Origin of the sequence: Salimicrobium humidisoli, assembly GCF_002295105.1 — a bacterium.
In the GTDB taxonomy this organism is placed as follows: Bacteria; Bacillota; Bacilli; order Bacillales; family Halobacillaceae; genus Salimicrobium; species Salimicrobium humidisoli.
On the sequence record NZ_NSGH01000008.1, the window covers coordinates 93,616 to 117,977 of the forward strand.

Genomic DNA, 24,362 nt, shown 5'->3' on the forward strand with positions numbered 1-24,362 from the left:
TCCGGGTTATATGTTTTTACTTTTGGATAATCATCATTTAGCATAGGATAGGGAGAAATAACTTACCGTTGTTGTATAGGAGGAAGAAAATGAAGACAGCCAAACAATACACAGAAGAACAGCAGGGGTACCGCCTGCACGTGCTTCCCACTAATAAATATAAGACAGTTTCCATCGTAGTGAAGTGGAAAGCTCCTCTTGAGAAAGAAACGATCACCAGGCGGGCTCTGTTACCGAGCATTATGGAGAAGGCTACGGAAAATTTTCCTTCCGCCCGTAAACTTCAGGGGGCGCTGGAGGATTTATACGGCACCGCTTTAAGTGCAGACGCCTCGAAAAAAGGGGAAAATCATGTAATTACGTTCCGCATGGAAGTTGTGAATGACCGTTACTTGAAAGATGAAGACTCCATCCTGAAGAAAGCATTACACATCCTGAATGACGTTCTTTTCCATCCGAAATCGGAAGGGGAAGGATTTTCTTCTTCCGTATTCAAAAGGGAGAAAGAGACGCTTGCTCAGAGAATCCGGTCTATTAAAGACGATAAGATGAGTTACGCCAACACCCGTCTGCTCGACCACATGTGCAGTGATGAGGCTTATGGGGTCCATGCGCAGGGTCATCTGGAAGATTTGGAACCTTTGACGAATGAAGAACTTTATTCCTACTATAAAAACATGCTGCAGGAAGATGAGCTGGACGTGTACGTTACAGGAGATGTTTCCCGGGAAGAATTGCTCCCGTTGTTTAACGAGTATTTCGTACGTTCCGCTGCTGATCCGGCGCCTTCCACTACCGTAAGTGATATACAGGTAGAGGAGCCGCGTGAAATCATAGAAAGAGAAGAAATGAGTCAGGGGAAACTCCACATCGGTTTCCGTACCCATACCTTCTTTGGGGAAGAAGATTATTATGCTCTTCAGGTGTTCAACGGAATATTCGGCGGATTCCCGAGTTCGAAATTATTTATGAACGTTCGCGAAAAACACAGTCTGGCATACTACGCGGCGTCCAGATTTGAAAGTCATAAAGGTCTTATGTTCGTATTCAGCGGCATCGATCCGGCTGATTACGATCAGGCGAAAACTATCATTCTTGATCAGAAAAAAGCTGTGGAAGATGGCGAGTTCACCGACGAGGACGTCGAGGAAGCGAAACAGCAGATCATCCACCAGCTTAAAGAAACGATGGAACATCCGTATGGACTTATCGAGATTCTTTACCACCAGCAGTTGAGCGGCAGACAGATTGAAGCGTCCGAACTTTTCGAACGTCTGGAAAAAGTGAGCCACGAAGACGTGGTGCGGATTGCGAAGAAGGTAGAGCTCGATACTGTATATTTCCTGACCAGCTTAGAGAAAGGGGACGCCTAAAAATGAAAACGCAGGAATTCCACCAGATCAATGAGACGATACACGAAGAAAAAATGGATAACGGACTTCAGGTATTTCTACTGTCGAAACCCGAAATGGTGAAAACATACGGGATATTCACCACGGATTACGGGTCGATCGATCAGACGTTCACTCCACTGGGCGAAGACAAAGAAATAACCGTTCCGGAGGGGATCGCCCACTTTCTTGAACATAAGCTGTTTGAAAAAGAGGACAGGGACGTTTTTCAGGATTTTACGAAACTCGGAGCTTCGGCAAATGCGTTCACTTCGTTCACGAAAACCGCCTATTTGTTTTCTGCCACCTCTCACGTTTATGAGAACGTAAGAACGTTGGTCGATTTTGTTCAGGATCCTTATTTTTCCGAACAGTCTGTCGAAAAAGAAAAAGGCATTATCAGTCAGGAGATCCGCATGTACGATGACCAGCCTGACTGGAGAGGTTTTTTCGGGACGATAGGAAGTCTGTATCATAAGCATCCAGTGAAAATCGATATTGCAGGTACAGTGGATTCGATCCAGCACATTACAAAAGATGATCTGTACACCTGTTATGAAACGTTTTATCATCCTTCGAACATGGTGTTGTTCATCGCAGGTAATTTCGAACCGGAACAGATGATGGATTTCATCCGCGAAAATCAGCAGCGGAAAGATTTTCCGGAAGCACCCGAAATCAACCGGAGATTCCCACGGGAACCGGCTTCCGCATTCAAATCGGAAGAGGCTATTGAAATGGCTGTTTCGACTCCTAAAGCCTATGTAGGTCTGAAGGAACAGGTGGACGGTCTGTCCGGGGAAGAGATATTGCATAACGAACTGCTTTCGGATATGCTGCTCGATCACTATTTTTCCACGAGCGGGAAGTTTTATGACGAGCTGTATCAAAGCGGCCTGGTGGATGACAGTTTCCATTTCGAAACGGAATGGGAAAGAGAATTCGGTTTCACCATTCTCGGGGGAGACTCCCGCAAGCCTGATGCTTTTCTCCGGAGGCTGAAAAAGATGCTGCTTTCCGTTAAGGAAGAGAAGATAAGCACGGAAGATTTCGAGAAAATGAAGCGGAAAAAAATAGGAGAGTTCATGAGAGCACTCAACTCTCTGGAATTCATTGCGAATCAGTACACTCATTACCACATGCTCGGTGTGAACCTGTTCAACGTATTACCTGAAATCGAGTCACTGAAAAAAGAGGATATGGAAGAGTTTATTGAAAACTGGATCCAGGAAAGTCAGATGACTACGTTCCAGGTGAAACCAAAAGAATGAACAGATGTCTTGTTATCGGGGGAAGCGGGGACATAGGGAAGGCTATCTGTAAGGAACTGCTCGATGAAGGATGGTCTCTCGGCGTCCACTATAACACCACCCCCCTTGAATTTGTTTTGCCTGAGGGAAGCTTTTCTGTCCAGGGAGACCTGTCCTCATCGGAGGGGATCGACAGCTTTCTTTCCGGTCTTTCGCGGGACTGGGATGCGGTCGTTTTCGCCGCGGGCGTTTCTTTGCAGGGACTGTTTCAGGACAGCGAAGAGGAAATGATGGATTACCTCCACCACGTACATGTAAAATCGATGTGGCAGATTACGAGACACGTGCTTCCTTCGATGATAACGGAGAAGCAGGGGAATATCCTCGTCATTACGTCGATATGGGGAGAGACGGGTGCAAGTACGGAAGTGCTGTACAGTTCGGTGAAAGGCGCCCAGCGGGCTTTTATCAACGCGTTAGCCAAAGAAGTCGGTCCGAGTGGTGTCAGGGTGAACGGCATCGCTCCCGGGATGATCGATACAAAAATGAACCATCTGCTCCGTGACGAGGACGTTCTGGAAATCGAGCAGGAGATTCCGCTCGGAAGGCAGGGGCGGGCGGAAGAAGTTGCATCGGCCGCTTCTTTTTTACTTGGAGAGAAGGCTTCCTATATAACGGGCGAAATCCTCAATGTCTCGGGCGGATGGAAATAACGGCTTTAATAGTGAAAAATGGCAGGAACCCCCGGCTGGTTCCTGCCATTTTTGTGGCATATATTCTTTCCTATTGGGAGAAAATCATATATGATAGTAAGTGAGTCCAAGCCGTCTCATTATCCGGCACAGTGAGGAGCTTCTAATTATGGAAAAACAGGAATGGTACCTCGAATATCAGATTCAGTACAACCGGCCTGGTCTTCTGGGAGACATTGCTTCGCTACTCGGCATGATGTCCATCAATATCATAACCATTAACGGAGTGGAAAATTCGCACCGGGGCATGCTTCTTTTGTGTAAAGATGAAGTGCAGATCAGCCGGCTGCGATCGATATTGCATACGATGGATACGATAGAAGTAACAAAACTGAGGAAACCCAAGCTGAGGGATCGGCTGGCGGTTCGTCACGGAAGGTATATACATAGCGATATAGACGACCGTAAAACATTCCGGTTCGTCCGGAAAGATCTCGGGCTTCTTGTCGATTTTATGGCTGAACTGTTTATGAAAGAAGGTCACAAAATGGTTGGAATCCGCGGGATGCCGAGAGTGGGTAAAACGGAATCGATCGTAGCTGCGAGTGTCAGTGCGAATAAAAGATGGCTGTTTCTCTCCAGCACGCTGCTGAAACAGACCGTGCGCAACAAATTGATTAAAGAAGAGTTCAATCCGGAGAATGTGTACATTATTGACGGGATGGTTTCCGCAAGGAGTGCTGATGAAGAACACTGGCAGCTGGTGCGCGAAATCATGAGGCTCCCGGCTATGAAAGTGATTGAGCATCCGGACATATTCGTGCAGGAGACGGAATATAAGATGGATGACTTCGATTATATTATCGAGTTGAGGAGTCATGAAGACCAGGAAATCACCTACGAAACGGCAGAAAAACAGAAGCAGCACGGATTCGGGGATTTCGGTGACGGTTTCAATATGTTTGATTTTTAAAGGTTGGTGAAAAGAATGGAACTTGGTTCAAGGTTGAAGGAAGCCCGGCAGGCAAAGGGCCTCTCCCAGGAAGAAATTGAATCTTCCACGAAGATTCAGCAGAAATATTTACAGGCCATGGAAGAAAATAATTTCGAATTTCTTCCGGGAAAATTTTATACGCGGGCTTTCATTCGGGAATACGCTTCTGCTGTCGGTCTCGATCCGGAAGAAGTAATGAATGAGCACGAAAATGAATTACCCGCCGTGGATGAGAGAAGCGCCGCCGTTTATCCGCGATCCAAAAAAACGGATGTACGTGCCGCTGCAGGGGGCGGAAGTTCCCGCAGTACCTCCAGAATTCTTCCGGCAGTTATAACCGGGGTTCTGGTAGTTCTGATAGCTTTTATCGTTTATTTCTTTACTCAGCAGATTACAACTACCGATGAAACGAACCCTGCCGGAGATGGCCCGCAGGATGAGGTTGTCATATCCGGAGATAAAGACGGGAAGCAGGACGACGAGGAGTCTTCGGGTGACGGAACATCGGAAGATTCCGGTGACTCGGAAAACGGATCCTCCGGAGAAGATGCCGACGGGCCGACGGCTGAAGTTGAGCTGGAACAGGAAGGAAGCGGGGACTTTCCGGAGCACACGTACAGCGTGAAGGACGCTTCGGATGAAAAGGTGAAAGTGGAGCTCTCGGGAACTGCCTATCTGGAAGCGACTGCCTCCGAGAACGGGGAAGGTATTATCGATCCTATTCCTTACAGTGAAGAGGACAGTCCGCTTGAGATTGACGTATCGGGGAAAAATCAGCTATATCTGAAAACCGGAAACGCTGCTGTAACCAAAGTTACAGTGGACGGGGAACAGCTTGAGTTCCCTGCTGAGGTATCCACACAGAAACTGCTTATCAACTTCAACTGAATGAGAAGCTGTCCCCTTACAGGGCAGCTTCTTGTTAGTAGGTGACACGAACGGTATTTATAAAATTTTACTGTCCGGTTGCGTGTATTCGTACTGGGCAGAAAAGGAGTATTTGTATGAATTTGCCCAATAAAATTACGTTAGCCCGTATTTTAATGATCCCGATTTTCATTATTCTAGTTTCCGTCCCGTTCGGCTGGGGCTCGTTTGATATGGGGGAAAGAGAACTGCCTGTATCCCATCTTCTGGGGGCGATCTTATTTATAATCGCTTCCACTACGGACTGGGTGGACGGTTACATAGCCCGTAAATATAATCTCGTAACCAATCTCGGGAAGTTTCTTGACCCTCTCGCCGACAAACTGCTGGTGAGTGCGGCTCTCATAGTTCTCGTGGAAGCAGGAATTGCACCTGCCTGGATCGTTATTATAATCATCAGCCGGGAATTCGCAGTAACGGGTCTTCGTCTGGTCGCTGCCGGGGAAGGTTCGGTCCTTGCTGCAAGTCAGATGGGTAAGCTGAAAACGTGGGTTCAGATTGTAGCAGTCTCTTTGATGCTTCTGCACAATTTCCCCTTTGCATTCGTCGGCCTTCCTCTCGGTATCATCGCCCTGTACCTGGCCATGATTATTACGGCTTATTCAGGATATGATTACTTTAAGAAAAACTGGCATGTAATGAGGGATTCCAAATGACACAGTGGAAATCGGAGATAATAGGTGTAGGAACAGAACTGCTTCTCGGTCAGATTGCAAATACTAATGCGCAGTGGATCTCCGAGCAGCTGGCCTTTCACGGAATATCAGTGTATTATCACACGGCCGCCGGAGATAACCAGGACCGGCTGGCTGCTCTTTTCCGTACGGCCCAGGAACGCTCGAATCTCATCATAGTGACCGGAGGGCTCGGTCCTACCGAAGATGATCTGACGAAAGAAGCGGTGAACACTCTTTTTCGCCGGCCATTCCGGACGGATGAGACGGCAAAAGAAAAAATAGAGAACTTTTATAAGAAAAACCGTCAATCGATGACGTCGAATAATTATAAACAGGCTCAGGTATTCGAACAGGCGCATATACTTACTAATGAAGAGGGGATGGCCCCGGGGCAGATCGTGGAACACGAAGGCAGAGTGTGGGTCTTTCTCCCCGGCGTTCCTGTAGAAATGAAGCAGCTGATGAGAGATGGTGTATTCCCATATCTCAGGGAGAGATACGTGCTTAGCACAGAGATCAAATCCGAAATGCTGAGATTCATCGGGATAGGGGAATCGGCCCTTGAAGATCTTCTTTCGGAACGTATCAGTAATCAGACCAACCCTACTATCGCGCCGCTGGCTTCCCTCGGGGAAGTGGGTGTCCGTCTGACGGCCTCCGGAGCTTCATTAGAAGAAGCGGATGACCTCCTTGAAAAAGAGAGGGAGCGCATTCTTGAAATAGTCGGGGACTACTACTACGGCAGTGACGACATCAGTATCGAACAGAAAGTGTTTGAACTTCTGAAGGAACGGGGATGGACAATATCGGCTGCAGAGAGTTTAACAGGGGGACGGTTCATCAATCAGATGATCAGTCTTCCGGGGGCCTCTGAAGTATGTACAGGAGGGATGGTCTCCTACACTAAAGAAGCAAAGGAAAAAGCCCTCGGCGTTTCTCCTTACGTGACGAACCGTTACGGAACGATAAGTGCCGAATGTGCGGAAGCTATGGCCGAAAGGGCGCAGCATATCTTCAATTCCGAAGTCGGCATAAGTTTTACGGGAGTGGCCGGCCCGTCCAAGAGTGAAAACCAGGATCCCGGAAGCGTTTATATAGGCGTGAAAATAGGGGAAGACAGAGCGTGGCACCGTTTTATACATCTCCAGGGATCAAGAGAACAGGTACAGAACAAAGCGGTGAAAAAAGCATATCAACTTTTATTCCACACATTGAATAACGGGAATTAAGAACGGGAAAACATATAGAAACAGGATTTTCTCCTGCAGATGTCCTCGTTTTCTATATGTTTTTGTCTTAAAAAAACGGGAACATTTATTCGCATTTTAGTTGGCAAACAGACTGAAAAGAGTTATGATGGGTATAGAAAAGAGGAAAGGGGAATTTGATGAGTGAACGCAAACAAGCCTTAGATTCGGCGTTAAGACAGATAGAGAAACAGTTCGGTAAAGGATCGATTATGAAAATGGGGGATCAGGCCGGTCGCCGTATAAGCACCGTTCCGAGTGGATCACTCGCCCTGGATGTCGCTCTCGGAGTGGGCGGATACCCGCGCGGAAGGATCGTGGAAATTTATGGACCGGAGTCTTCCGGTAAGACCACCGTGGCTCTGCATGCTATTGCAGAAGCTCAGGCTGCAGGAGGGCAGGCGGCTTTCATCGATGCCGAGCATGCTCTAGATCCGACGTACGCCAAAGCTCTTGGAGTAGACGTTGAAGAGCTGCTCCTCTCCCAGCCTGATACCGGGGAACAGGCACTTGAAATTGCGGAGGCGCTGGTACGCAGCGGTGCGGTAGATATGATTGTAGTCGACTCGGTAGCAGCACTGGTACCGAAAGCGGAAATCGAAGGTGAAATGGGAGATGCACACGTGGGACTTCAGGCTCGACTCATGTCCCAGGCTCTTCGTAAACTTTCGGGAGCTATCAGTAAATCGAACACGACAGCCGTTTTCATTAACCAGATCCGTGAAAAAGTGGGTGTAATGTTCGGAAGTCCGGAAACGACACCGGGCGGTCGTGCCCTCAAATTCTATTCCTCCGTACGTCTGGAAGTACGCCGGGCGGAAACGCTGAAACAGGGTAACGATATGATAGGGAATAAAACGAGAATCAAAGTGGTTAAAAACAAAGTGGCTCCTCCTTTCCGTAAAGCGGAAGTGGATATCATGTACGGGGAAGGTATTTCCCGTGAAGGAGAACTTGTGGATATAGCTACGGAACTCGATCTCATCAATAAGAGCGGTTCCTGGTACTCTTATAACGGTGATCGTCTGGGACAGGGCCGCGAAAATGCGAAGCAGTATCTGAAAGAGAACGCGGAAGTTTACAGTGAGCTGAAACGTCTTATCCGTGAGCACTATGGCATGGACGAAGAGAGCAGTGCACCCGAAAAAGAGGAGAAATCCTCCGAGGAAGATCAGGAATCACTGGACGTGTAATACAAAGCAGGACTCCACAGAGTCCTGCTTTTATTGTACTGTCTTGACATCCTTTATAGGCAGGCATAAAATAGACGTGTATCATTCCATTTATGTTACTTATGATTTCGATACGAAACAGACAAAAAAGTAATGATGGTTAAAAACTAATAATGGGCTCTAGAAGCACGAGGAGGTGAAACTATGGGTATTGTATCCACGATCATCTTCATCTTGCTTGCCCTGATCATCGGATTGGCTGCAGGTTATTTCGTCCGGAAGTCGATTGCCGAAGCGAAGATTTCGAGCGCAGAGGATCTTGCGAAGCAAATTGTTGAAGAAGGTCGAAGGAATGCAGAATCAGCTAAAAAAGAGGCTCTTCTGGAAGCGAAAGAAGAGAATCAGGCGTTTCGTCAGGAAGCGGAAAATGAGATAAGGGAACGGCGTACGGAACTGCAAAAGTTTGAAAATCGTTTGAACCAGAAAGAAGAGAACCTGGACCGTAAGAGTGTGACTCTCGATCAGCGTGAACTTTCTGTAGAGAAGAAAGAGGATATGCTCGGTGAGAGACAGACACAGCTGGAACAGGAAGAAAAGGATATGCATCAGCTCGTGGAGAAACAGCAGTCGGAGCTTGAACGCATATCGGGTCTGACTGCGGATCAGGCAAAACAGGTAATCCTGGATCGTGTGGAAAATGATCTTTCCCACGAAACTTCGCTCATGGTTAAGGAAGCAGAGAATAAGGCGAAAGAAGAGGCCGATAAGAAGGCGAAAAACATTCTTTCCCTGGCTATGCAGCGCTGTGCTGCCGATCATGTAGCTGAAACTACGGTATCTGTCGTAAATCTTCCTAACGATGAAATGAAAGGCAGAATCATCGGGAGAGAGGGAAGGAATATCCGTACACTGGAAACCCTTACAGGGATCGATCTGATTATAGACGATACACCTGAAGCGGTTATTCTTTCAGGGTTCGATCCGGTACGCCGTGAAATTGCACGTATTTCTCTTGAAAAACTCGTGCAGGATGGTCGTATCCATCCGGCCCGTATCGAGGAAATGGTCGAGAAATCGAGAAGAGAAATAGACGACTACATTCGGGAAATCGGTGAAGAAACGACCTTTGAAGTAGGCGTGCACGGTCTTCATCCGGACCTGGTTAAAGTTCTCGGACGTCTGAAGTATCGTACCAGTTACGGTCAGAATGTTTTGAAACACTCGACGGAAGTGGCGCATTTGTCCGGCCTTATGGCTGCCGAGCTCGGTGAAGACGTGACGCTTGCGAAACGCGCCGGTCTTCTTCATGACATCGGTAAAGCGATCGACCATGAAGTGGAAGGAAGTCACGTGGAAATCGGCAAGGAACTCGCAGTGAAATATAAGGAAAACGACACAGTGATCAATGCTATCGCTTCACACCACGGAGATGAAGAACCTACTTCGATCATCTCGGTACTGGTGGCAGCTGCAGATGCATTGTCCGCCGCAAGACCCGGAGCAAGAAGCGAGACTCTGGAGAACTACGTTAAACGATTGGAAAGACTGGAAGAAATTTCGGAATCATATGATGGTGTAGAAAAATCTTTTGCAATTCAGGCCGGTCGTGAAATCAGAATCATGGTAAGCCCTGATGAAATTGATGATTTAGAGGCAACGAAACTGGCCAGAAATATTCGTGGCCGTATAGAAGATGAATTGAATTACCCTGGGCATATCAAAGTCACCGTAATCCGGGAGACACGCTCAGTAGAGTATGCAAAATAAACCTGGGAAAAGCGGCTCTTTGCCGCTTTTCTTTATGTTTAACCTTAAATCGGAAGACAGGAGTGAGATGATGAGAATAATGTTTATAGGAGACGTTGTAGGTTCTCCGGGGCGGGAAATGATAGATACATATTTGCCGAAACTTAAGCAGAAATATCAGCCTACAATGACCGTAATAAACGGAGAGAATGCAGCATCCGGTAAAGGAATCAATGAAAAGATCTACAGACGCTTCCTTGAGAAGGGAGCTCAGGCAGTCACGCTGGGAAACCATGCCTGGGATAAAAAAGAGATTTTTGAATTTATAGATGACGCCGATTATCTGGTGAGGCCTGCCAACATGCCCGAAGGTACTCCCGGGAAAGGACTGGCATTCATCAAAACGCCTCATGCGGAAGTTGCGGTAATCAACCTCCAGGCCCGTACGTTCATGGCTCCTCTAGATGATCCTTTCCGGAAAATAGATGAACTGATTAACGAAGCGAAAAAGAGAACGAATATCATATTCCTCGATTTTCATGCGGAAGCCACCAGTGAAAAACAGGCTATGGGCTGGTATGTAGACGGAAGAGTAAGCGTTAACGTAAGCACCCATACCCACGTGCAGACGGCAGATGAACGCATTCTTCCTCAGGGGACCGCTTACATTTCGGATGTCGGAATGACGGGACCTTACGATGGCATTCTCGGAATGGAAAGAGAGGCTGTAATGAAACGGTTTCTGACACAGCTTCCAGTGAGGTTCGAAGTGCCCAAGGATGGACGGACACAGCTCAGCGGGGTCGTCGTGGACGTGGACGTTAAAACAGGGAAAGCTAAAAAAATCAGACGTATTATGATAAATGATGATCATCCGTTCTTCAGTTGAAACTTGAATAATTAAAATTATTTTCTCACGATGGGAGAAAGCAGCTTTTGCAGTGGATGGTGTGATGTCCGTCCATGTCCCGGACGCACTGTTTTCGAGACGAAGATCCAGTTCCTTTTGCATTTCTGTCATTTTTTGGACCATCTGATATAGTCGCTTATCATATCTTGAAAAACCTGTTATAATTATGTAGTTGATTTGCACGGTGGAAAGGGGATAATTATGAACGAACAACAAAGAAAAGAGATGGATCAGGTTCGACAGAAAGATCCGAAAAACAACCTTGAGCGGATTAAAGATAAAAGCACGGATGAATTCATGAAATACTTCGAAACGACATACCAGCCTCCGAACATGAGAGACGCCCAGCGCCGGCGCAAAAAAGACGTTGATGTTCACTATGATTTCACGATTCCCGAGGAGATGGAGGGAGTCGGGGAAGACCGGAAGTATTTAATTCGTACTTACGGATGCCAGATGAACGAACATGACACCGAAGTTATGGCGGGAATTTTTGAGACGATGGGATATGAACCGACGAAACAGGCGGAGGAAGCGGATATCATTCTTCTGAATACGTGTGCGATCCGTGAAAATGCAGAGAACAAAGTTTTCGGTGAAATCGGTCACTTGAAATCGCTGAAGCGTGAGAACCCCGATCTTATCCTCGGCGTATGCGGCTGCATGGCGCAGGAAGAAGGCGTCGTTAACCGTATTTTACAGAAACACCCGTTCATCGATATGATTTTCGGTACCCATAACATTCACAAAATACCTGAACTGTTGAAGGAAGCGATGTTCAGCAAGGAAATGGTCATAGATGTGTGGTCCAAAGAAGGGGATATTATCGAAAACCTTCCCCGTTCCAGAAAAGGTAAAATAAAGGCCTGGGTTAACGTAATGTATGGATGCGACAAATTCTGTACATATTGCATCGTCCCTTACACACGCGGCAAAGAAAGAAGCCGCCTCCCCGAAGATATCATTCAGGAAGTGCGGCATCTCGCAGCCCAGGGGTATAAGGAAGTGACGCTGCTCGGACAGAACGTCAACGCCTACGGGAAAGATCTCGAGCTGGATTATGGACTCGGAGATCTGATGGATGACCTTCACAAAATCGATATACCGAGAGTCAGATTCACGACCTCCCACCCGAGGGACTTCGACGATCGTCTCATTGAAGTATTGGCCAAGGGAGGCAACATGCTGGATCATATCCACCTGCCTGTCCAGTCCGGAAGCAGTGATGTTCTGAAGATAATGGGAAGAAAATATTCCCGCGAAGACTACATGGAACTTGTACGGAAGATCCGGGCGGCCATGCCTGATGCCACACTGACGACGGACATTATCGTAGGATTTCCGAACGAAACGGAAGAACAGTTCCAGGAAACTCTTTCCCTCGTGGAAGAAGTAGGCTTTGAAGCGGCTTACACGTTCATCTTTTCACCGAGAGAAAATACACCTGCAGCTAAAATGCGCGATAAAGTTTCTATGGAAGAGAAAAAAGAGCGTCTTCAGCGTCTGAATGCTCTTATCAATAAGCAGGCCAGAGAAACGATGGAAACGTATGAAAATGAAATAGTCCACGTCCTCGTTGAAGGGGAAAGTAAAAATAACCCGGACGTTCTCGCAGGCTACACGAAAAGGAATAAGCTCGTTAACTTTGTAGGTCCTGAGTCCGCTATTGGAAGTATTGTACCCGTAAGGATTACGAAAGCAAAAACTTGGTCTCTGGATGGCGAAATGGCAGAGACAACAGTAGGAGTGAAAGAATAATGGCAGAATACACTAGAGAACAGGTGCTCGGAGAAGCGAAAGATTTGGCCAAGATGATTTCCGAGCTGGAGGAGATCGACCGCTTCAAGCAGCTGGAAGCGAAACTTAACGAAAACGATAAAGTCCAGCTTTATATTAAGAAAATCAAAGCTCTTCAGAAGCAGGCGGTGAATTTCCAGGCTTACGGAAAAACGGAAGCTCTTGAGAAAGTAGAAAAAGAAATCGACAGGCTTCAGGATGAACTGGATGAAATTCCGGTCGTGGCGGAATTCAAACATTCCCAGGTCGTCGTGAACGACCTGCTGCAAATGATTTCACGTACCATCTCAAGAGAAGTTACGAATGAAGTGATCAAGTCCACCGGAGGAAACATCCTTAGCGGAGAGACCGGCTCCAAGCAGGCAAGCGGAGGATGTTAAAGAGCAAGAAGTCCTTTAATCAGGACTTCTTTTTTTGTAGTTGTTCCATATAATTACTTAGTAGCAACTCCAAAGTGCAAGAATAAAATCTGTAGGTACCTGAGTGATAAGGAACAATGACTTTTTAAAGAAAATGACAACTATGCTATAATTAGTTCGAATATAAGTACGTGCTGGAGGAAGATATATGTCTACATACACCCCGATGATGCAACAATATTTAAAAATAAAAGCTGATTACAAAGACTCTTTCCTGTTCTTCAGACTGGGAGATTTCTACGAAATGTTTTTTGATGATGCTTTGAAGGCGGCTCAGGAACTTGAAATCACCCTTACTGCAAGAGACGGGGGCGGTGATAAAATTCCAATGTGCGGCGTCCCATATCATTCTTCGGAGAACTACATTAAACAGCTCGTGGAAAAAGGATACAAGATCGCCGTATGCGAACAGGTGGAAGATCCGAAGCAGGCGAAAGGCGTAGTCAAACGGGAGGTAGTCCAACTCATCACACCAGGCACAGTCATGGAAGGCTCGATGCTTGAAGAGAAAGAAAACAATTTTTTAGCAGCGGTTTCCCTGCTCGAGGATCATTCCTTCGGGTTAAGTTATGCAGATCTTACTACGGGAGAGACAAGCGCTTCTTATATCGGTAGGGATTTCCACTCTCTGATCGGCGAATTGTACCATCAGCCGGTAAAAGAAATTGTAATGAGCCGGGAGATCCCTGAAAACGTACAGAAAGAAGCGCGGGAAAAACTGGATTGTACCGTCTCTTTCGAAGAGGAGACGCATATTCCGGCGGATTCTCACCATCTTGTCAATAAATTGAGTGAAGAACTCACCCCCGTGTTCGGAAGATTGTATAATTACATCAGCCGTACTCAGAAAAGGGCGATGAGTCACCTTCAGCCCGTCCAGTACATTGAAATAAAAGATTACATGAGGCTGGATATGTACTCCAAAAGAAATCTTGAATTGACAGAAACACTGATGAAGAAAGGAAAGAAAGGAAGTCTGCTTTCGGTCATCGATTCCACTGTGACAGCTATGGGAGCGAGACTTTTGAAAAAATGGATAGACCGTCCGCTTCTTGACGAGTCACTTATTCAGAAGCGTCAGGAAATCGTTCAGGGTTTCATGGATAATTTCTTATACAGGGATGCCTTCCGGGAAGACCTGACTTCTGTTTATGACCTGGAGCGTCTGGCGGGGAGAGTCGCTTTCGGTAATATTAACGCGAAAGATATGCTCCAGCTTAAACGTTCTTTACAAAAAGTCCCATCCATACTTACATCGCTCTCAACCCTTGATGTGTCAGTTATTCAAACGTTTGTTCAACGAATGGATCCTATGGAGGAACTTGCACAGCTTCTTGAAAACAGCGTTCACGAGGATGCGAAACTGACTATCCGTGAAGGGAACATTATTAAGAGCGGATATTCCGAAAGTCTGGATGAATATCGGGATGCCCAGATTAACGGAAAGAAATGGATTGCGGATTTAGAAAAAAGAGAAAAAGAGCTGACGGGCATCAGGTCCCTGAAGATCAAATATAATAAAGTGTTCGGCTATTTTATAGAAGTGACCCGCGCTAATCTTACACACGTACCTGAACGGTACGAAAGGAAGCAGACTCTTGCGAACGCAGAAAGATTTATAACTCCGGAATTGAAAGAAAAGGAAACGACTATTTTACAGGCTGAGGAGAAAAGTATTGAGCTTGAGTATGAGCTGTTTCTGGAGATAAGGGAACTGGTAAAAGGTTATGTTAACAAGATTCAGCAATTGGCAAAAGACATCAGTGAACTGGATGTTCTGCAGGGATTCAGCTACGCAGCTGAAATGAACGGTTATGAGAGGCCCTCTTTCTCTTCGGAACGGACCGTGCATCTCGTCAACAGCCGTCACCCGGTAGTTGAAAAAGTGATGGAGGACGAGTTTGTACCCAACGATATTTATATGGACGAGTCCACCAATATCTTTCTTATTACCGGCCCTAACATGTCCGGGAAAAGTACTTACATGAGACAGATGGCGCTCACATCCGTCCTGGCGCAAATCGGTTCCTTCGTCCCCTGTGAAGAAGCAGTACTCCCTGTTTTCGATCAGATATTTACAAGAATTGGAGCAGCAGATGACCTTATTTCCGGTCAGAGTACATTCATGGTGGAAATGCTGGAGGCCAATAACGCCATCACTCATGCTACGAACAGGAGTATGATCCTGTTTGATGAAATCGGGCGCGGAACGAGTACGTACGATGGTATGGCGCTCGCGCAGTCGATTGTCGAATACATCCATGAAAATATTAAAGCGAAAACGCTTTTTTCCACTCATTACCATGAACTGACCACACTTGAATCCGAGCTCGGTTCCCTGAAGAACGTACACGTCCGTGCGGAAGAGGTGGACGGGAAAGTGGTTTTTCTTCATCAGGTGAAAGAAGGGGCAGCGGATAAAAGTTATGGAATCCATGTGGCGGAACTGGCTGAACTGCCGTCTGAAGTAATTACAAGAGCGGAGCGGCTTCTGGAGGAATTTGAAAGTCAAGACACACAAGAGACCCAACTGTCCTTATTTCACCCTGAACCTGAAACACCCCGTAAACAGGGGGATGAACGAGAAAGCGAAGTAAGAAAGGAGCTTTCCCGCATGGAACTGATGGAAATGACGCCTATGGAAGCGATGAACGCCTTGTACAGACTGCAAAAAATGGTGAAATGAAGGGGGGATATATATATGGATAATATTCACGTCATGCCGGATGCGCTGGCAAACAAAATAGCTGCCGGAGAGGTGGTGGAAAGGCCGTCCTCCGTCGTTAAAGAACTGATGGAAAACAGTATAGACGCCGGAAGTTCCGTGGTCAATGTGGAACTGAGAGAAGCCGGACTTGAATATATCCGTATCTCTGATAACGGCAAAGGTATGGAAAAAGAGGATGCCGTAAGAGCTTTTCAGCGGCACGCTACGTCAAAAATAAGAGATGAGCGTGATTTGTTTCATGTGAAAACATTGGGTTTTCGGGGTGAGGCTCTCGCCAGTATAGCTGCTGTCAGTAAGCTCAGCGTAAAAACTTCCACCGGTGAGGCTTCCGGAATCAGTCTCTATCTCGAGGGAGGGGAAGTCAGGAATCATGACGCAAGCGATGCAAGGCAGGGGACGGAAATAAAAGTGGAGGAATTATTTTTCAACACGCCTGCAAGGCTGAAGTATATGAAAACTATCCATACTGAACTCGGGCACGTCACTGACGTTGTGAATCGTATGGCGCTCGCTAACCCGCACGTAAAAATACGTCTGGAACATCAGGGGAAAACGTTATTCCAGACGAGCGGACGTGGAGATCAGCTGCAGGTCCTTTCTCAAATATATGGAAGTAACGTAGCGAGAAAGATGAAGAGAACGTCTGCCGAAGATAAAGATTTCAAGCTTGAGATGCTGATTGGAAGACCGGAAATCACCCGTGCTTCAAGGGCTTATATGTCTTTGATAGTGAACGGAAGGTTTATCCGTAACCCTAAACTCGTCCAGGCGATTCTCAAGGGCTATGATACGCTGCTTCCTTTAGGAAAATACCCTGTAGCCCTTATTAATATTGATATGGATCCCTCCCTTCTGGATGTGAACGTTCACCCCGCCAAACTTGAAGTCAGATTCAGCAAAGAACAGGAACTTTTCGAACTTATTCAGAATACGATTAAACAAGCCTTCCGGGAAGAAACGCTGATACCGGAAGGGACATCGACGATCAACAAAAAAGAAGATAAAAGTGAACAGACCTCCATGATTTTTGAAAAACCGCGGGTTTCTGAGAATACAGCCAACAGCAATCAAAGTTACGAAACGGAGCGTACAGATGAAAGTATTCCCGGGCCGGAAAAAGAGAATCCGTTCCCTTTGGAATCTGAGCCGGCAGAAGAAACAGAGAAAGATTCCGGCGATACCCGGCAGGAAGAAGAGATGAACACGCAAAGAGTCCCTCATATGTATCCGGTCGGTCAGCTCCACGGAACGTACATTATTGCACAGAATGAAAGAGGCATGTACATGATAGATCAGCATGCTGCGCAGGAAAGGATCAAATACGAACGTTTCAAAAAAAAGCTGGGGGAACCGGATCAGACAGTGCAGGAGCTGCTCGTCCCGTTGACCTTCACATTTCCTGCCAGAACCGCTTTGAAAATTGAGGAAAACAGTCACATACTCGAAAACATCGGGGTATTCTTCGAATCGTTCGGAACGAATACTTTTATTGTCCGTTCTCATCCTGAATGGTTTCCGAAAGGGTATGAAGGGGAGATTATCGAAGAGATTGTAGAGGAATTGGAACAGTCCAACAACATTAACATTGAAAACTTCCGGAATGATGCAGCGGCGCTCATGTCCTGCAAAGGATCTATAAAGGCCAACCACCACCTGACGCCAAGGGATATGGAAGTGTTACTAGATGATCTGGCAGCTGCCGAAGATCCTTTTACATGCCCTCACGGCCGTCCTATCATCGTCTTCTTTTCCGAGTATGATATTGAGAAAATGTTTAAAAGAGTCATGAATTAATTTCAGATACGTAAAAAGGATGACGTTACTGTTGCTTTAACGTCATCCTTTTTCTTATGTGAAAATATGCCGGAAAAACGGCTTCAGTTCTGCTGTTGCTGCAGTAAAAACTGAAAGTAGTTTTCCAGCTGATGAATGTTTTGTGCATCCAGCTCCGTCAATTTGTCATATTGAAGAAACAGCGGACAGGAAAGGTCTATTTCTTCCAGGTGACGAAGTATTCTCGAATATTGATCCACCGAATTATCGGAGAGCCCAAGCAGGTAGTCGGAAGTTGTATGTAAAGCTTTGGCTAAGTTTCTGACGTCATTTACATCAGGAAAGGTGTAGGCCCTCTCCCAGTTGGACACTACTTGGGAGGTGACTTCAATTTCTTCGGCCAGTTCCTGCTGTGTATAACGATTTTCTTTCCTTAACTTTTTGATTCTCTCGTTAAGCATCGATATCACGCTCCTAAATGCTATAGTACTACAGGATAACGGATTTGGAAAGAGAAACTAACGAAAACCTTTAAAAAAACTAACGGTAACATTTAGTTTCATGTAACTAAAAACGTTAGTTTTCAGTAACGGATTCAGATATAAACACGTAACGTTTTCAGTTACCTCTGTAGTTCGGTGCGGGAATGGTGTAAAATATATATTAGAAAGCGGGGATTTTTTAATGAATAGAAAAGTTGTCTCCATCGTGGGACCCACTGCGGTAGGGAAATCGAAACTGGGAGTGGAAGTCTGTAAAGCATTTGACGGGGAGGTGATCAGCGGGGATTCCATGCAGATTTATAAAGGAATGGATATAGGGACTGCGAAAATCACGAATTCGGAAGCGGAAGGCGTGCCTCATCACATGATCGATATCAAGTACCCTGATGACACGTTTTCGGCTGCCGAGTTTCAGGCCCGGGGAAGAGAGTTGATCGAAGACATTTTCTCAAGAGGGAAAGTGCCGGTGATAGTAGGGGGTACAGGTATGTATATTCAGGGCCTCCTATATGATTATTCTTTTTCTGACACTCCGCGGGACCATGTAAAAAGCGAAAGGCTGGCCCGTGAACTCGAACAGGATGGAAAAGAGAAGATGCACGAACGGCTTACCCTGATCGATCCGGATGAAGCGGAGAGAGTTCACCCTAATAATACGAAACGCGTACTTAGAGCTTTAGAAATTTATGAAGTGACCGGAAAGACAAAATCCGAGCATGAGTCACTGCAGCAGCCTCCATTTTACGACTTCAGAATAATCGGTCTCGAGATGGAAAGGAAAGTGTTGTACAACAGGATTGACCAACGGGTCAATTACATGGTCAAAGGCGGGCTTCCGGGAGAAATCAGCAATCTCCTGGAAAAATATCCGAAAGAGACCCAGGCGATGAAAGCTATCGGTTACAAAGAATTGATCCCTTATCTCGAGGGGGAGAAAGAGTTGGAGGAAGCGGTAGCTCTTCTGCAGAGAAATTCAAGGAGATACGCCAAACGACAGTACACGTATTTCAAAAATAAGCTTCCCGTAGAGTGGTATGAAGTGACCGAGGAGAATTTTGCAGAAAAAGTTTCTTTAATTTTGTCGGATTTAGAAGGATTTTTGATGTTGCCGGAGAAATAAACTGTTAAGCTAGAGAGATAGAATGGAGGAGGATCATTTTATGAGCCAGACAGTGAACATTCAGGATAATTACTTGAATCAGTTGCGTAAGGAAAAGATTCCGTTGACGCTGTTCCTGCTGAACGGTTTCCAGTTAAAGGGAACTATCAAAGCTTTCGATAACTTTACAGTGCTCGTTGAAACTGAAGGGAAGCAGCAGTTGATCTTCAAACATGCGATTTCCACTTTTTCTCCGAATAAAAATGTTACATTAGAAGACATGTAAACCGGGCGCTTTTGGCCCGGTTTTATTATTGAAAAAAAGTCTGTCGGCTTCTGCCGGCAGAACTTAATTCGCCACCTTTTTCCCTGATGATACAGTATGAGAGGATATCAGGGAGAAAGAACCTGTCCCCGGAAGGATGAAATCTGTCCACAGCGGGAAGACTGAAGTAATAAAGACTTTTATTAAAGGGGGATGCTTATCTTTGGATAAAGAGAAGGCGCTGATTTTAGCAAGAAAAGACCCGAGAAAAAAAGAAACATTCGATTATTCACTGGAAGAACTGAAAGATTTAACTAAAACTGCCGGAGGCGAAGTTGTGAGTGTTCTTGTCCAGCAGCTGGAAAAACCTCATAAAGCTCATTACCTCGGTGACGGGAAGCTGGAAGAAGCTGCAGGCATTATAGAGGAACATGATATTGAACTGGTAATCATCAATGATGAACTGTCGCCGACGCAGCTCAGAAATATTACGAACCGTCTGGAAGTGAGGGTCATAGACAGAAGCCAGCTGATTCTGGATATTTTTGCGTATAGAGCCAAAACTAAAGAAGGTAAACTGCAGGTGGAACTTGCCCAGTTGCAATATCTCCTGCCGAGACTGTCGGGTCAGGGCGTTCAGTTGTCGAGACTCGGAGGCGGAATAGGTACGCGAGGCCCGGGGGAAACGAAGCTGGAAACAGACCGCCGTCACATCAGAAGAAGGATTCGTGATGTAAGGACGAGACTCGATCAGGTCGTGGAGCACAGGAAGCAATACAGAGAAAGAAGAAAAGAGAACAGTGCGTTTCAGGTGGCGATCGTCGGATATACGAACGCCGGCAAGACGACCTTTTTCAATAAAATAACTTCCGCTGATTCTCTGCAGGAGGATAAGCTCTTCGCTACACTCGATCCGTTGACGCGGCAGACCCAGCTCCCATCGGGGCTCGAAGTTCTCATGTCCGACACGGTAGGTTTCATACAGCACCTGCCTACAACATTGATTGCCGCCTTCCGTTCCACGCTCGAAGAAGTGACGGAAGCCGACTTCATTCTGCACATCGTGGATGCTTCGGCTTCCGATCATGACCAGCATGAAAAAACGGTCCTCTCTCTCCTTGAAGAACTTGGAGCCGAGAATTTGCCCCGGCTTACCGTTTATAATAAGCAGGATAAGGTAGAGGGACCATTCACACCGATGGAAAAGCCGTCGGTCCAGACTTCCTTTAAAGATGACAGAGGAGTCGGGGACGTACTATCGGCAATCGAAGAAGTACTATCGGAAAACTGGGATCCGTACCATACGTATGTAAAAGCGGAAGAAGGTAAATTCTTAAAAACACTGGAGCTTAACACGCTCGTTTACGTACGTGAATTCCTCGAAGAGCGCGGGGAGTACGTCGTGCGCGGATATATCGACCCTCTGCACCCTTTGAGGGATAAAGTAATACCGAAGGAGCATAAAGATGAATGATATTGTGAATATAGAAGAAGAAATCCGTCCTTATAAAGAAAAGATCGAGGACATCGTGCTGCATAATCAGGAAAAAGTGCTGGATGCTTTTCAAAATCAGAACGTAGCGGATCGCCATTTCCATTCGGAGACAGGCTACGGCTATGATGATGAAGGAAGAGATACGCTCGAAGGAGTTTATGCGGAAATATTCGGAGCTGAAGATGCGCTTGTCAGACCTCAGCTCGTATCGGGGACTCATGCGATTTCCACCGCTTTTTTCGGTGTTCTCCGTCCGGGGGATGAACTTCTGTATGTGACGGGTGAACCTTACGACACTCTTCGTGAAGTAATTGAACCTGCCGGGGATGGAGCAGACCACGGCTCCCTGCACGACTTCGGCATCAGCTATCGTGCCTTACCTTTAAAAGAAGGGGCGGTGGATGCAGAGCGTTTCAGGGAAGTCATCACTTCACGGACGAAGATGGTAGCCATCCAGAGGTCCAAGGGATATGCAGACAGACCTTCTTTTACCATTGAGGATATCGAAGGGATGGTAAAGGAAATAAAAGCAGTGAAACCTGATGCGATTGTGTTTGTGGACAACTGTTACGGGGAATTTGTAGAGAAAGCGGAACCGCTGGAAGCGGGAGCTGATCTGATCGCGGGCTCCCTCATCAAGAACCCGGGCGGCGGTATTGTGCGTACCGGCGGGTACATAGCCGGGCGGAAAGAACTGATTACTGCCTGTGCGCACCGGCTCACGGCTCCCGGACTCGGCAAGGAAATGGGTGCGACGCTTTCCGTTCTGCAGGAGATGTACCAGGGCATATTCATCGCCCCCCACGTAGTCGGGGAAGCTCTGAAAGGAGCGGTTTACACGGCTAAATATCTGGATAGTTACGGATTCCGGACAAAACCGTTTTATGATGAATACCGTACGGACCTGATTCAGACGGTGTACTTCGACAATGCGGAGCAGATGGTCGATTTCTGCCGGGAGATCCAGAAAGCTTCGCCGGTAAATGCCTTCGCCCTTCCGGAACCGGGCCCGCTTCCGGGGTACGATTCCGACGTCATCATGGCGGCCGGAACGTTTATTCAGGGTGCGAGCCTTGAACTGACAGCAGACGGCCCGCTCCGGCCTCCCTACATGGCTTTTGTCCAGGGAGGACTTACGGCGGAACACGTAAAAATAGCAGTGCGGCGTGCCGTGGATGCTGTTACGTCATAGGGAACTGAGAAAGGGAGCCGGAATACTCCGGCTTTTTTCATGTCAACTTTCCTGACATCGCTTGACAATTATCCATTTTGAATTATAATAATAGTAAGAATTCTTGGAGGGGGTGGCAGAAATGAGTGATGAAGTACGACGTTCCATGCCGCTGTTTTCTATGGGAATCGTCCAATCCCTTACTGCCCTCACTCCGAGGCAAATTCGTTATTACGAGCAGAATGGGCTGGTGACTCCGGCCCGTTCCAAAGGGAATCAGCGACTGTTTTCGTTTAATGATGTAGACCGGCTTCTTGAGATTAAATCACTTGTAGAAAAAGGGGTCAATCTTGCGGGTATCAGGCAGGTGTTCGATTTGAAACAGGAAACGCCCCGCCCTGATTACAAACCCGGAGAAGTACAGGAAGTCTACCATCAGCTCAGCGAAAAAGAGTTACGGAAAATGCTTCGTAAGGAAATTGAGAATGATGCAGGAAAAGGAAATTTTGGACTCAGACAGGGAGAATTATCAAGATTCTTTCACTAAATTACGGGAGGCACATGTATGGGCTTAACAAGAGAAGAAATTTACAAGAAGATCGAGGAAGAGAACGTCAAATTCATCCGTCTGCAGTTTACGGATATGCTCGGTATTATCAAAAACGTGGAGATCCCGTTCAGTCAGCTCGACAAAGCTCTGGACGGAGTGATGATGTTCGACGGTTCTTCCATTGAAGGATTCGTACGAATCGAAGAATCCGATATGTATCTGGTACCGGATTTCGATTCGTTCCTCGTACTTCCATGGACATCCGAGAAAGGGAAAGTGGCACGATTCATCTGTGACATTTACAACACGGACGGTACTCCATTCGAGGGATGCCCGCGCTACAACCTGAAGCGCAACCTGAAAAGAATGGAAGAACTCGGTTTCTCCGCTTTCAATCTCGGTACCGAACCGGAATTTTTCCTGTTCAAGATGGATGAAAACATGAACCCTACGCTTGAACTGAACGACAAAGGCGGTTACTTCGACCTTGCTCCGACCGACCTCGGGGAGAACTGTCGACGGGATATCGTACTGGAGCTTGAGGAGATGGGTTTCGAAATCGAGGCTTCCCACCACGAAGTCGCTCCCGGGCAGCATGAAATCGACTTCAAATATTCGGAAGCAGTGAAGCACTGTGACGATATCCAGACGTTTAAACTCGTTGTAAAAACCATTGCCCGTAAACACGGTCTGCATGCAACGTTTATGCCTAAACCTCTCTTCGGAGTGAACGGTTCCGGTATGCACGCAAACATGTCCCTGTTCACGGAAGAAGGTAATGCTTTCTTCGATGAGAACGGCAAAGAACAGCTCTCGGACGTAGCTTATCAGTTTACTGCCGGTATTCTGAAGCATGCGATGGCTTTCACAGCAATAACGAATCCTATAGTGAATTCCTATAAGCGTCTCGTTCCGGGATATGAAGCTCCTTCATATGTAGCCTGGTCGTCCCAGAACAGAAGTCCGCTCATCCGCGTTCCGACGTCCCGCGGAGTAAGTACCCGTATCGAAGTGCGGAGTGTCGATCCGGCCGCGAACCCGTATATGGGAATGGCCGCTCTGCTTGCTGCGGGTCTCGACGGTATCGAGAACAAACTGGAAGTACCTGAACCGGTGGATCGCAACATTTATGTGATGGATGAGGAAGAGCGCAGAGAAGCGGGAGTGACCGATCTTCCGGCTACACTGTATGATGCACTTCAGGAACTTAAGAAGAATGACGTGATGGTGAAGGCGTTGGGCGAACACCTGTATGAGCACTTTATCGAAGCGAAAGAAATCGAGTGGAACATGTTCCGTACCCAGGTACACCCTTGGGAGAGGGAACAGTATCTGCAGACGTATTAATCTGAACCTCCTCTCAAGGTAATTTCCGTTGAGAACGTTTAGATTTACATGACCATAAAACTAAAATAAAAATCCTCCATTAGGTAGTGACCCCTAAAAGTTAGAGTTTTTATTAGGAAGCTGATTGGCTGGTTTGAGTCCGGTATTGAATGGGACTCAAACCAGCTAATTTTGCTTTTATGCGATCATGGTTGTAGTAGTTGATGTAT

At 46.7% G+C, this 24,362-nt stretch carries 22 protein-coding genes; 20 read left to right on the forward strand and 2 right to left on the reverse strand.

Annotated elements, in window-relative coordinates; translation table 11 throughout:
- Positions 1-89 precede the first annotated feature (89 nt).
- From yfmF to mutL, 14 genes are all read left to right on the forward strand, one after another.
- Positions 90-1,373: an EF-P 5-aminopentanol modification-associated protein YfmF gene (yfmF, locus tag CKW00_RS06735; protein WP_095821930.1), complete on the forward strand. Its 1,284-nt coding sequence runs from the start codon at positions 90-92 to the stop codon at positions 1,371-1,373.
- A gap of 2 nt (positions 1,374-1,375) precedes the next feature.
- Entirely contained in the window at positions 1,376-2,662 is a 1,287-nt protein-coding gene (gene yfmH / locus CKW00_RS06740; RefSeq protein ID WP_095821931.1) for an EF-P 5-aminopentanol modification-associated protein YfmH, read from the forward strand.
- Positions 2,659-3,354 carry an elongation factor P 5-aminopentanone reductase gene (gene ymfI, locus CKW00_RS06745; protein WP_095821932.1) on the forward strand — a complete coding sequence of 232 codons (696 nt, stop codon included), beginning with the start codon at positions 2,659-2,661 and terminating at the stop codon, positions 3,352-3,354. Before yfmH ends, ymfI begins: the two co-directional genes overlap by 4 nt.
- 148 nt (positions 3,355-3,502) lie before the next feature.
- Positions 3,503-4,306, forward strand: coding sequence for a DUF3388 domain-containing protein (locus tag CKW00_RS06750; protein ID WP_008587782.1), 804 nt, complete (start codon positions 3,503-3,505; stop codon positions 4,304-4,306).
- A 15-nt stretch (positions 4,307-4,321) separates the two neighbouring features.
- Positions 4,322-5,215, forward strand: coding sequence for a helix-turn-helix domain-containing protein (locus CKW00_RS06755; RefSeq protein ID WP_095821933.1), 894 nt, complete (start codon positions 4,322-4,324; stop codon positions 5,213-5,215).
- Positions 5,216-5,331: 116 nt separating this feature from the next.
- The gene (gene pgsA, locus CKW00_RS06760) at positions 5,332-5,910 is read left to right on the forward strand and encodes a CDP-diacylglycerol--glycerol-3-phosphate 3-phosphatidyltransferase (RefSeq protein WP_095821934.1); all 579 of its coding nucleotides are present in this window, start codon (positions 5,332-5,334) and stop codon (positions 5,908-5,910) included.
- Positions 5,907-7,160, forward strand: a complete 1,254-nt coding sequence (locus tag CKW00_RS06765; protein WP_095821935.1) for a competence/damage-inducible protein A — start codon at positions 5,907-5,909, stop codon at positions 7,158-7,160. Before pgsA ends, CKW00_RS06765 begins: the two co-directional genes overlap by 4 nt.
- A gap of 158 nt (positions 7,161-7,318) precedes the next feature.
- Positions 7,319-8,371, forward strand: coding sequence for a recombinase RecA (recA, locus tag CKW00_RS06770; protein WP_095821936.1), 1,053 nt, complete (start codon positions 7,319-7,321; stop codon positions 8,369-8,371).
- A gap of 183 nt (positions 8,372-8,554) precedes the next feature.
- The gene (rny, locus tag CKW00_RS06775; RefSeq protein WP_076570462.1) at positions 8,555-10,117 is read left to right on the forward strand and encodes a ribonuclease Y; all 1,563 of its coding nucleotides are present in this window, start codon (positions 8,555-8,557) and stop codon (positions 10,115-10,117) included.
- Between the two features lie 70 nt (positions 10,118-10,187).
- Complete coding sequence (locus CKW00_RS06780; protein ID WP_095821937.1) at positions 10,188-10,985, forward strand: TIGR00282 family metallophosphoesterase; 798 nt, start codon at positions 10,188-10,190, stop codon at positions 10,983-10,985.
- A 222-nt stretch (positions 10,986-11,207) separates the two neighbouring features.
- Positions 11,208-12,764 (forward strand): tRNA (N6-isopentenyl adenosine(37)-C2)-methylthiotransferase MiaB, encoded by a 1,557-nt coding sequence (gene miaB, locus CKW00_RS06785; RefSeq protein WP_095821938.1) that lies wholly within the window; start codon positions 11,208-11,210, stop codon positions 12,762-12,764.
- Complete coding sequence (locus CKW00_RS06790; RefSeq protein ID WP_008587765.1) at positions 12,764-13,183, forward strand: RicAFT regulatory complex protein RicA family protein; 420 nt, start codon at positions 12,764-12,766, stop codon at positions 13,181-13,183. Before miaB ends, CKW00_RS06790 begins: the two co-directional genes overlap by 1 nt.
- 187 nt (positions 13,184-13,370) lie before the next feature.
- A complete protein-coding gene (gene mutS, locus CKW00_RS06795; RefSeq protein ID WP_095821939.1) occupies positions 13,371-15,908 on the forward strand; it encodes a DNA mismatch repair protein MutS in 2,538 nt (845 codons plus the stop codon).
- Between the two features lie 15 nt (positions 15,909-15,923).
- Positions 15,924-17,744 carry a DNA mismatch repair endonuclease MutL gene (gene mutL / locus CKW00_RS06800; RefSeq protein ID WP_095821940.1) on the forward strand — a complete coding sequence of 607 codons (1,821 nt, stop codon included), beginning with the start codon at positions 15,924-15,926 and terminating at the stop codon, positions 17,742-17,744.
- A gap of 83 nt (positions 17,745-17,827) precedes the next feature.
- On the opposite strand, the gene CKW00_RS06805 is transcribed toward mutL, so the two are convergent.
- Positions 17,828-18,184: a helix-turn-helix domain-containing protein gene (locus CKW00_RS06805; protein WP_008587760.1), complete on the reverse strand. Its 357-nt coding sequence runs from the start codon at positions 18,182-18,184 to the stop codon at positions 17,828-17,830.
- Between the two features lie 223 nt (positions 18,185-18,407).
- Here CKW00_RS06805 and miaA point away from each other — a divergent pair, with 223 nt between their 5' ends.
- From miaA to glnA, 6 genes are all read left to right on the forward strand, one after another.
- Positions 18,408-19,346 carry a tRNA (adenosine(37)-N6)-dimethylallyltransferase MiaA gene (gene miaA / locus CKW00_RS06810; RefSeq protein ID WP_095821941.1) on the forward strand — a complete coding sequence of 313 codons (939 nt, stop codon included), beginning with the start codon at positions 18,408-18,410 and terminating at the stop codon, positions 19,344-19,346.
- 40 nt (positions 19,347-19,386) lie between these two features.
- Positions 19,387-19,611: an RNA chaperone Hfq gene (hfq, locus tag CKW00_RS06815; RefSeq protein ID WP_008587755.1), complete on the forward strand. Its 225-nt coding sequence runs from the start codon at positions 19,387-19,389 to the stop codon at positions 19,609-19,611.
- A gap of 202 nt (positions 19,612-19,813) precedes the next feature.
- Positions 19,814-21,064, forward strand: a complete 1,251-nt coding sequence (hflX, locus tag CKW00_RS06820) for a GTPase HflX (RefSeq protein WP_095821942.1) — start codon at positions 19,814-19,816, stop codon at positions 21,062-21,064.
- Entirely contained in the window at positions 21,057-22,277 is a 1,221-nt protein-coding gene (locus CKW00_RS06825; protein WP_008587751.1) for a methionine gamma-lyase family protein, read from the forward strand. The genes hflX and CKW00_RS06825 overlap by 8 nt, the downstream gene beginning before the upstream one ends.
- A gap of 121 nt (positions 22,278-22,398) precedes the next feature.
- Complete coding sequence (locus CKW00_RS06830; RefSeq protein WP_008587749.1) at positions 22,399-22,803, forward strand: MerR family transcriptional regulator; 405 nt, start codon at positions 22,399-22,401, stop codon at positions 22,801-22,803.
- A gap of 18 nt (positions 22,804-22,821) precedes the next feature.
- A complete protein-coding gene (gene glnA, locus CKW00_RS06835) occupies positions 22,822-24,153 on the forward strand; it encodes a type I glutamate--ammonia ligase (RefSeq protein WP_008587746.1) in 1,332 nt (443 codons plus the stop codon).
- Positions 24,154-24,265: 112 nt separating this feature from the next.
- Here the strand turns inward: glnA and CKW00_RS06840 are convergent.
- The coding region (locus CKW00_RS06840) for an IS3 family transposase (RefSeq protein WP_143544219.1) at positions 24,266-24,362 on the reverse strand (97 nt) is incomplete at its 5' end.

Excerpts from the sequence above, each read along its gene's own strand:
- yfmF (WP_095821930.1), top strand. The coding sequence starts at position 90 with ATGAAGACAGCCAAACAATACACAGAAGAACAGCAGGGGTACCGCCTG.
- yfmH (WP_095821931.1), top strand. The coding sequence starts at position 1,376 with ATGAAAACGCAGGAATTCCACCAGATCAATGAGACGATACACGAAGAA.
- ymfI (WP_095821932.1), top strand. The coding sequence starts at position 2,659 with ATGAACAGATGTCTTGTTATCGGGGGAAGCGGGGACATAGGGAAGGCT.
- CKW00_RS06750 (WP_008587782.1), top strand. The coding sequence starts at position 3,503 with ATGGAAAAACAGGAATGGTACCTCGAATATCAGATTCAGTACAACCGG.
- CKW00_RS06755 (WP_095821933.1), top strand. The coding sequence starts at position 4,322 with ATGGAACTTGGTTCAAGGTTGAAGGAAGCCCGGCAGGCAAAGGGCCTC.
- pgsA (WP_095821934.1), top strand. The coding sequence starts at position 5,332 with ATGAATTTGCCCAATAAAATTACGTTAGCCCGTATTTTAATGATCCCG.
- CKW00_RS06765 (WP_095821935.1), top strand. The coding sequence starts at position 5,907 with ATGACACAGTGGAAATCGGAGATAATAGGTGTAGGAACAGAACTGCTT.
- recA (WP_095821936.1), top strand. The coding sequence starts at position 7,319 with ATGAGTGAACGCAAACAAGCCTTAGATTCGGCGTTAAGACAGATAGAG.
- rny (WP_076570462.1), top strand. The coding sequence starts at position 8,555 with ATGGGTATTGTATCCACGATCATCTTCATCTTGCTTGCCCTGATCATC.
- CKW00_RS06780 (WP_095821937.1), top strand. The coding sequence starts at position 10,188 with ATGAGAATAATGTTTATAGGAGACGTTGTAGGTTCTCCGGGGCGGGAA.
- miaB (WP_095821938.1), top strand. The coding sequence starts at position 11,208 with ATGAACGAACAACAAAGAAAAGAGATGGATCAGGTTCGACAGAAAGAT.
- CKW00_RS06790 (WP_008587765.1), top strand. The coding sequence starts at position 12,764 with ATGGCAGAATACACTAGAGAACAGGTGCTCGGAGAAGCGAAAGATTTG.
- mutS (WP_095821939.1), top strand. The coding sequence starts at position 13,371 with ATGTCTACATACACCCCGATGATGCAACAATATTTAAAAATAAAAGCT.
- mutL (WP_095821940.1), top strand. The coding sequence starts at position 15,924 with ATGGATAATATTCACGTCATGCCGGATGCGCTGGCAAACAAAATAGCT.
- CKW00_RS06805 (WP_008587760.1), bottom strand. The coding sequence starts at position 18,184 with ATGCTTAACGAGAGAATCAAAAAGTTAAGGAAAGAAAATCGTTATACA.
- miaA (WP_095821941.1), top strand. The coding sequence starts at position 18,408 with ATGAATAGAAAAGTTGTCTCCATCGTGGGACCCACTGCGGTAGGGAAA.
- hfq (WP_008587755.1), top strand. The coding sequence starts at position 19,387 with ATGAGCCAGACAGTGAACATTCAGGATAATTACTTGAATCAGTTGCGT.
- CKW00_RS06825 (WP_008587751.1), top strand. The coding sequence starts at position 21,057 with ATGAATGATATTGTGAATATAGAAGAAGAAATCCGTCCTTATAAAGAA.
- CKW00_RS06830 (WP_008587749.1), top strand. The coding sequence starts at position 22,399 with ATGAGTGATGAAGTACGACGTTCCATGCCGCTGTTTTCTATGGGAATC.
- glnA (WP_008587746.1), top strand. The coding sequence starts at position 22,822 with ATGGGCTTAACAAGAGAAGAAATTTACAAGAAGATCGAGGAAGAGAAC.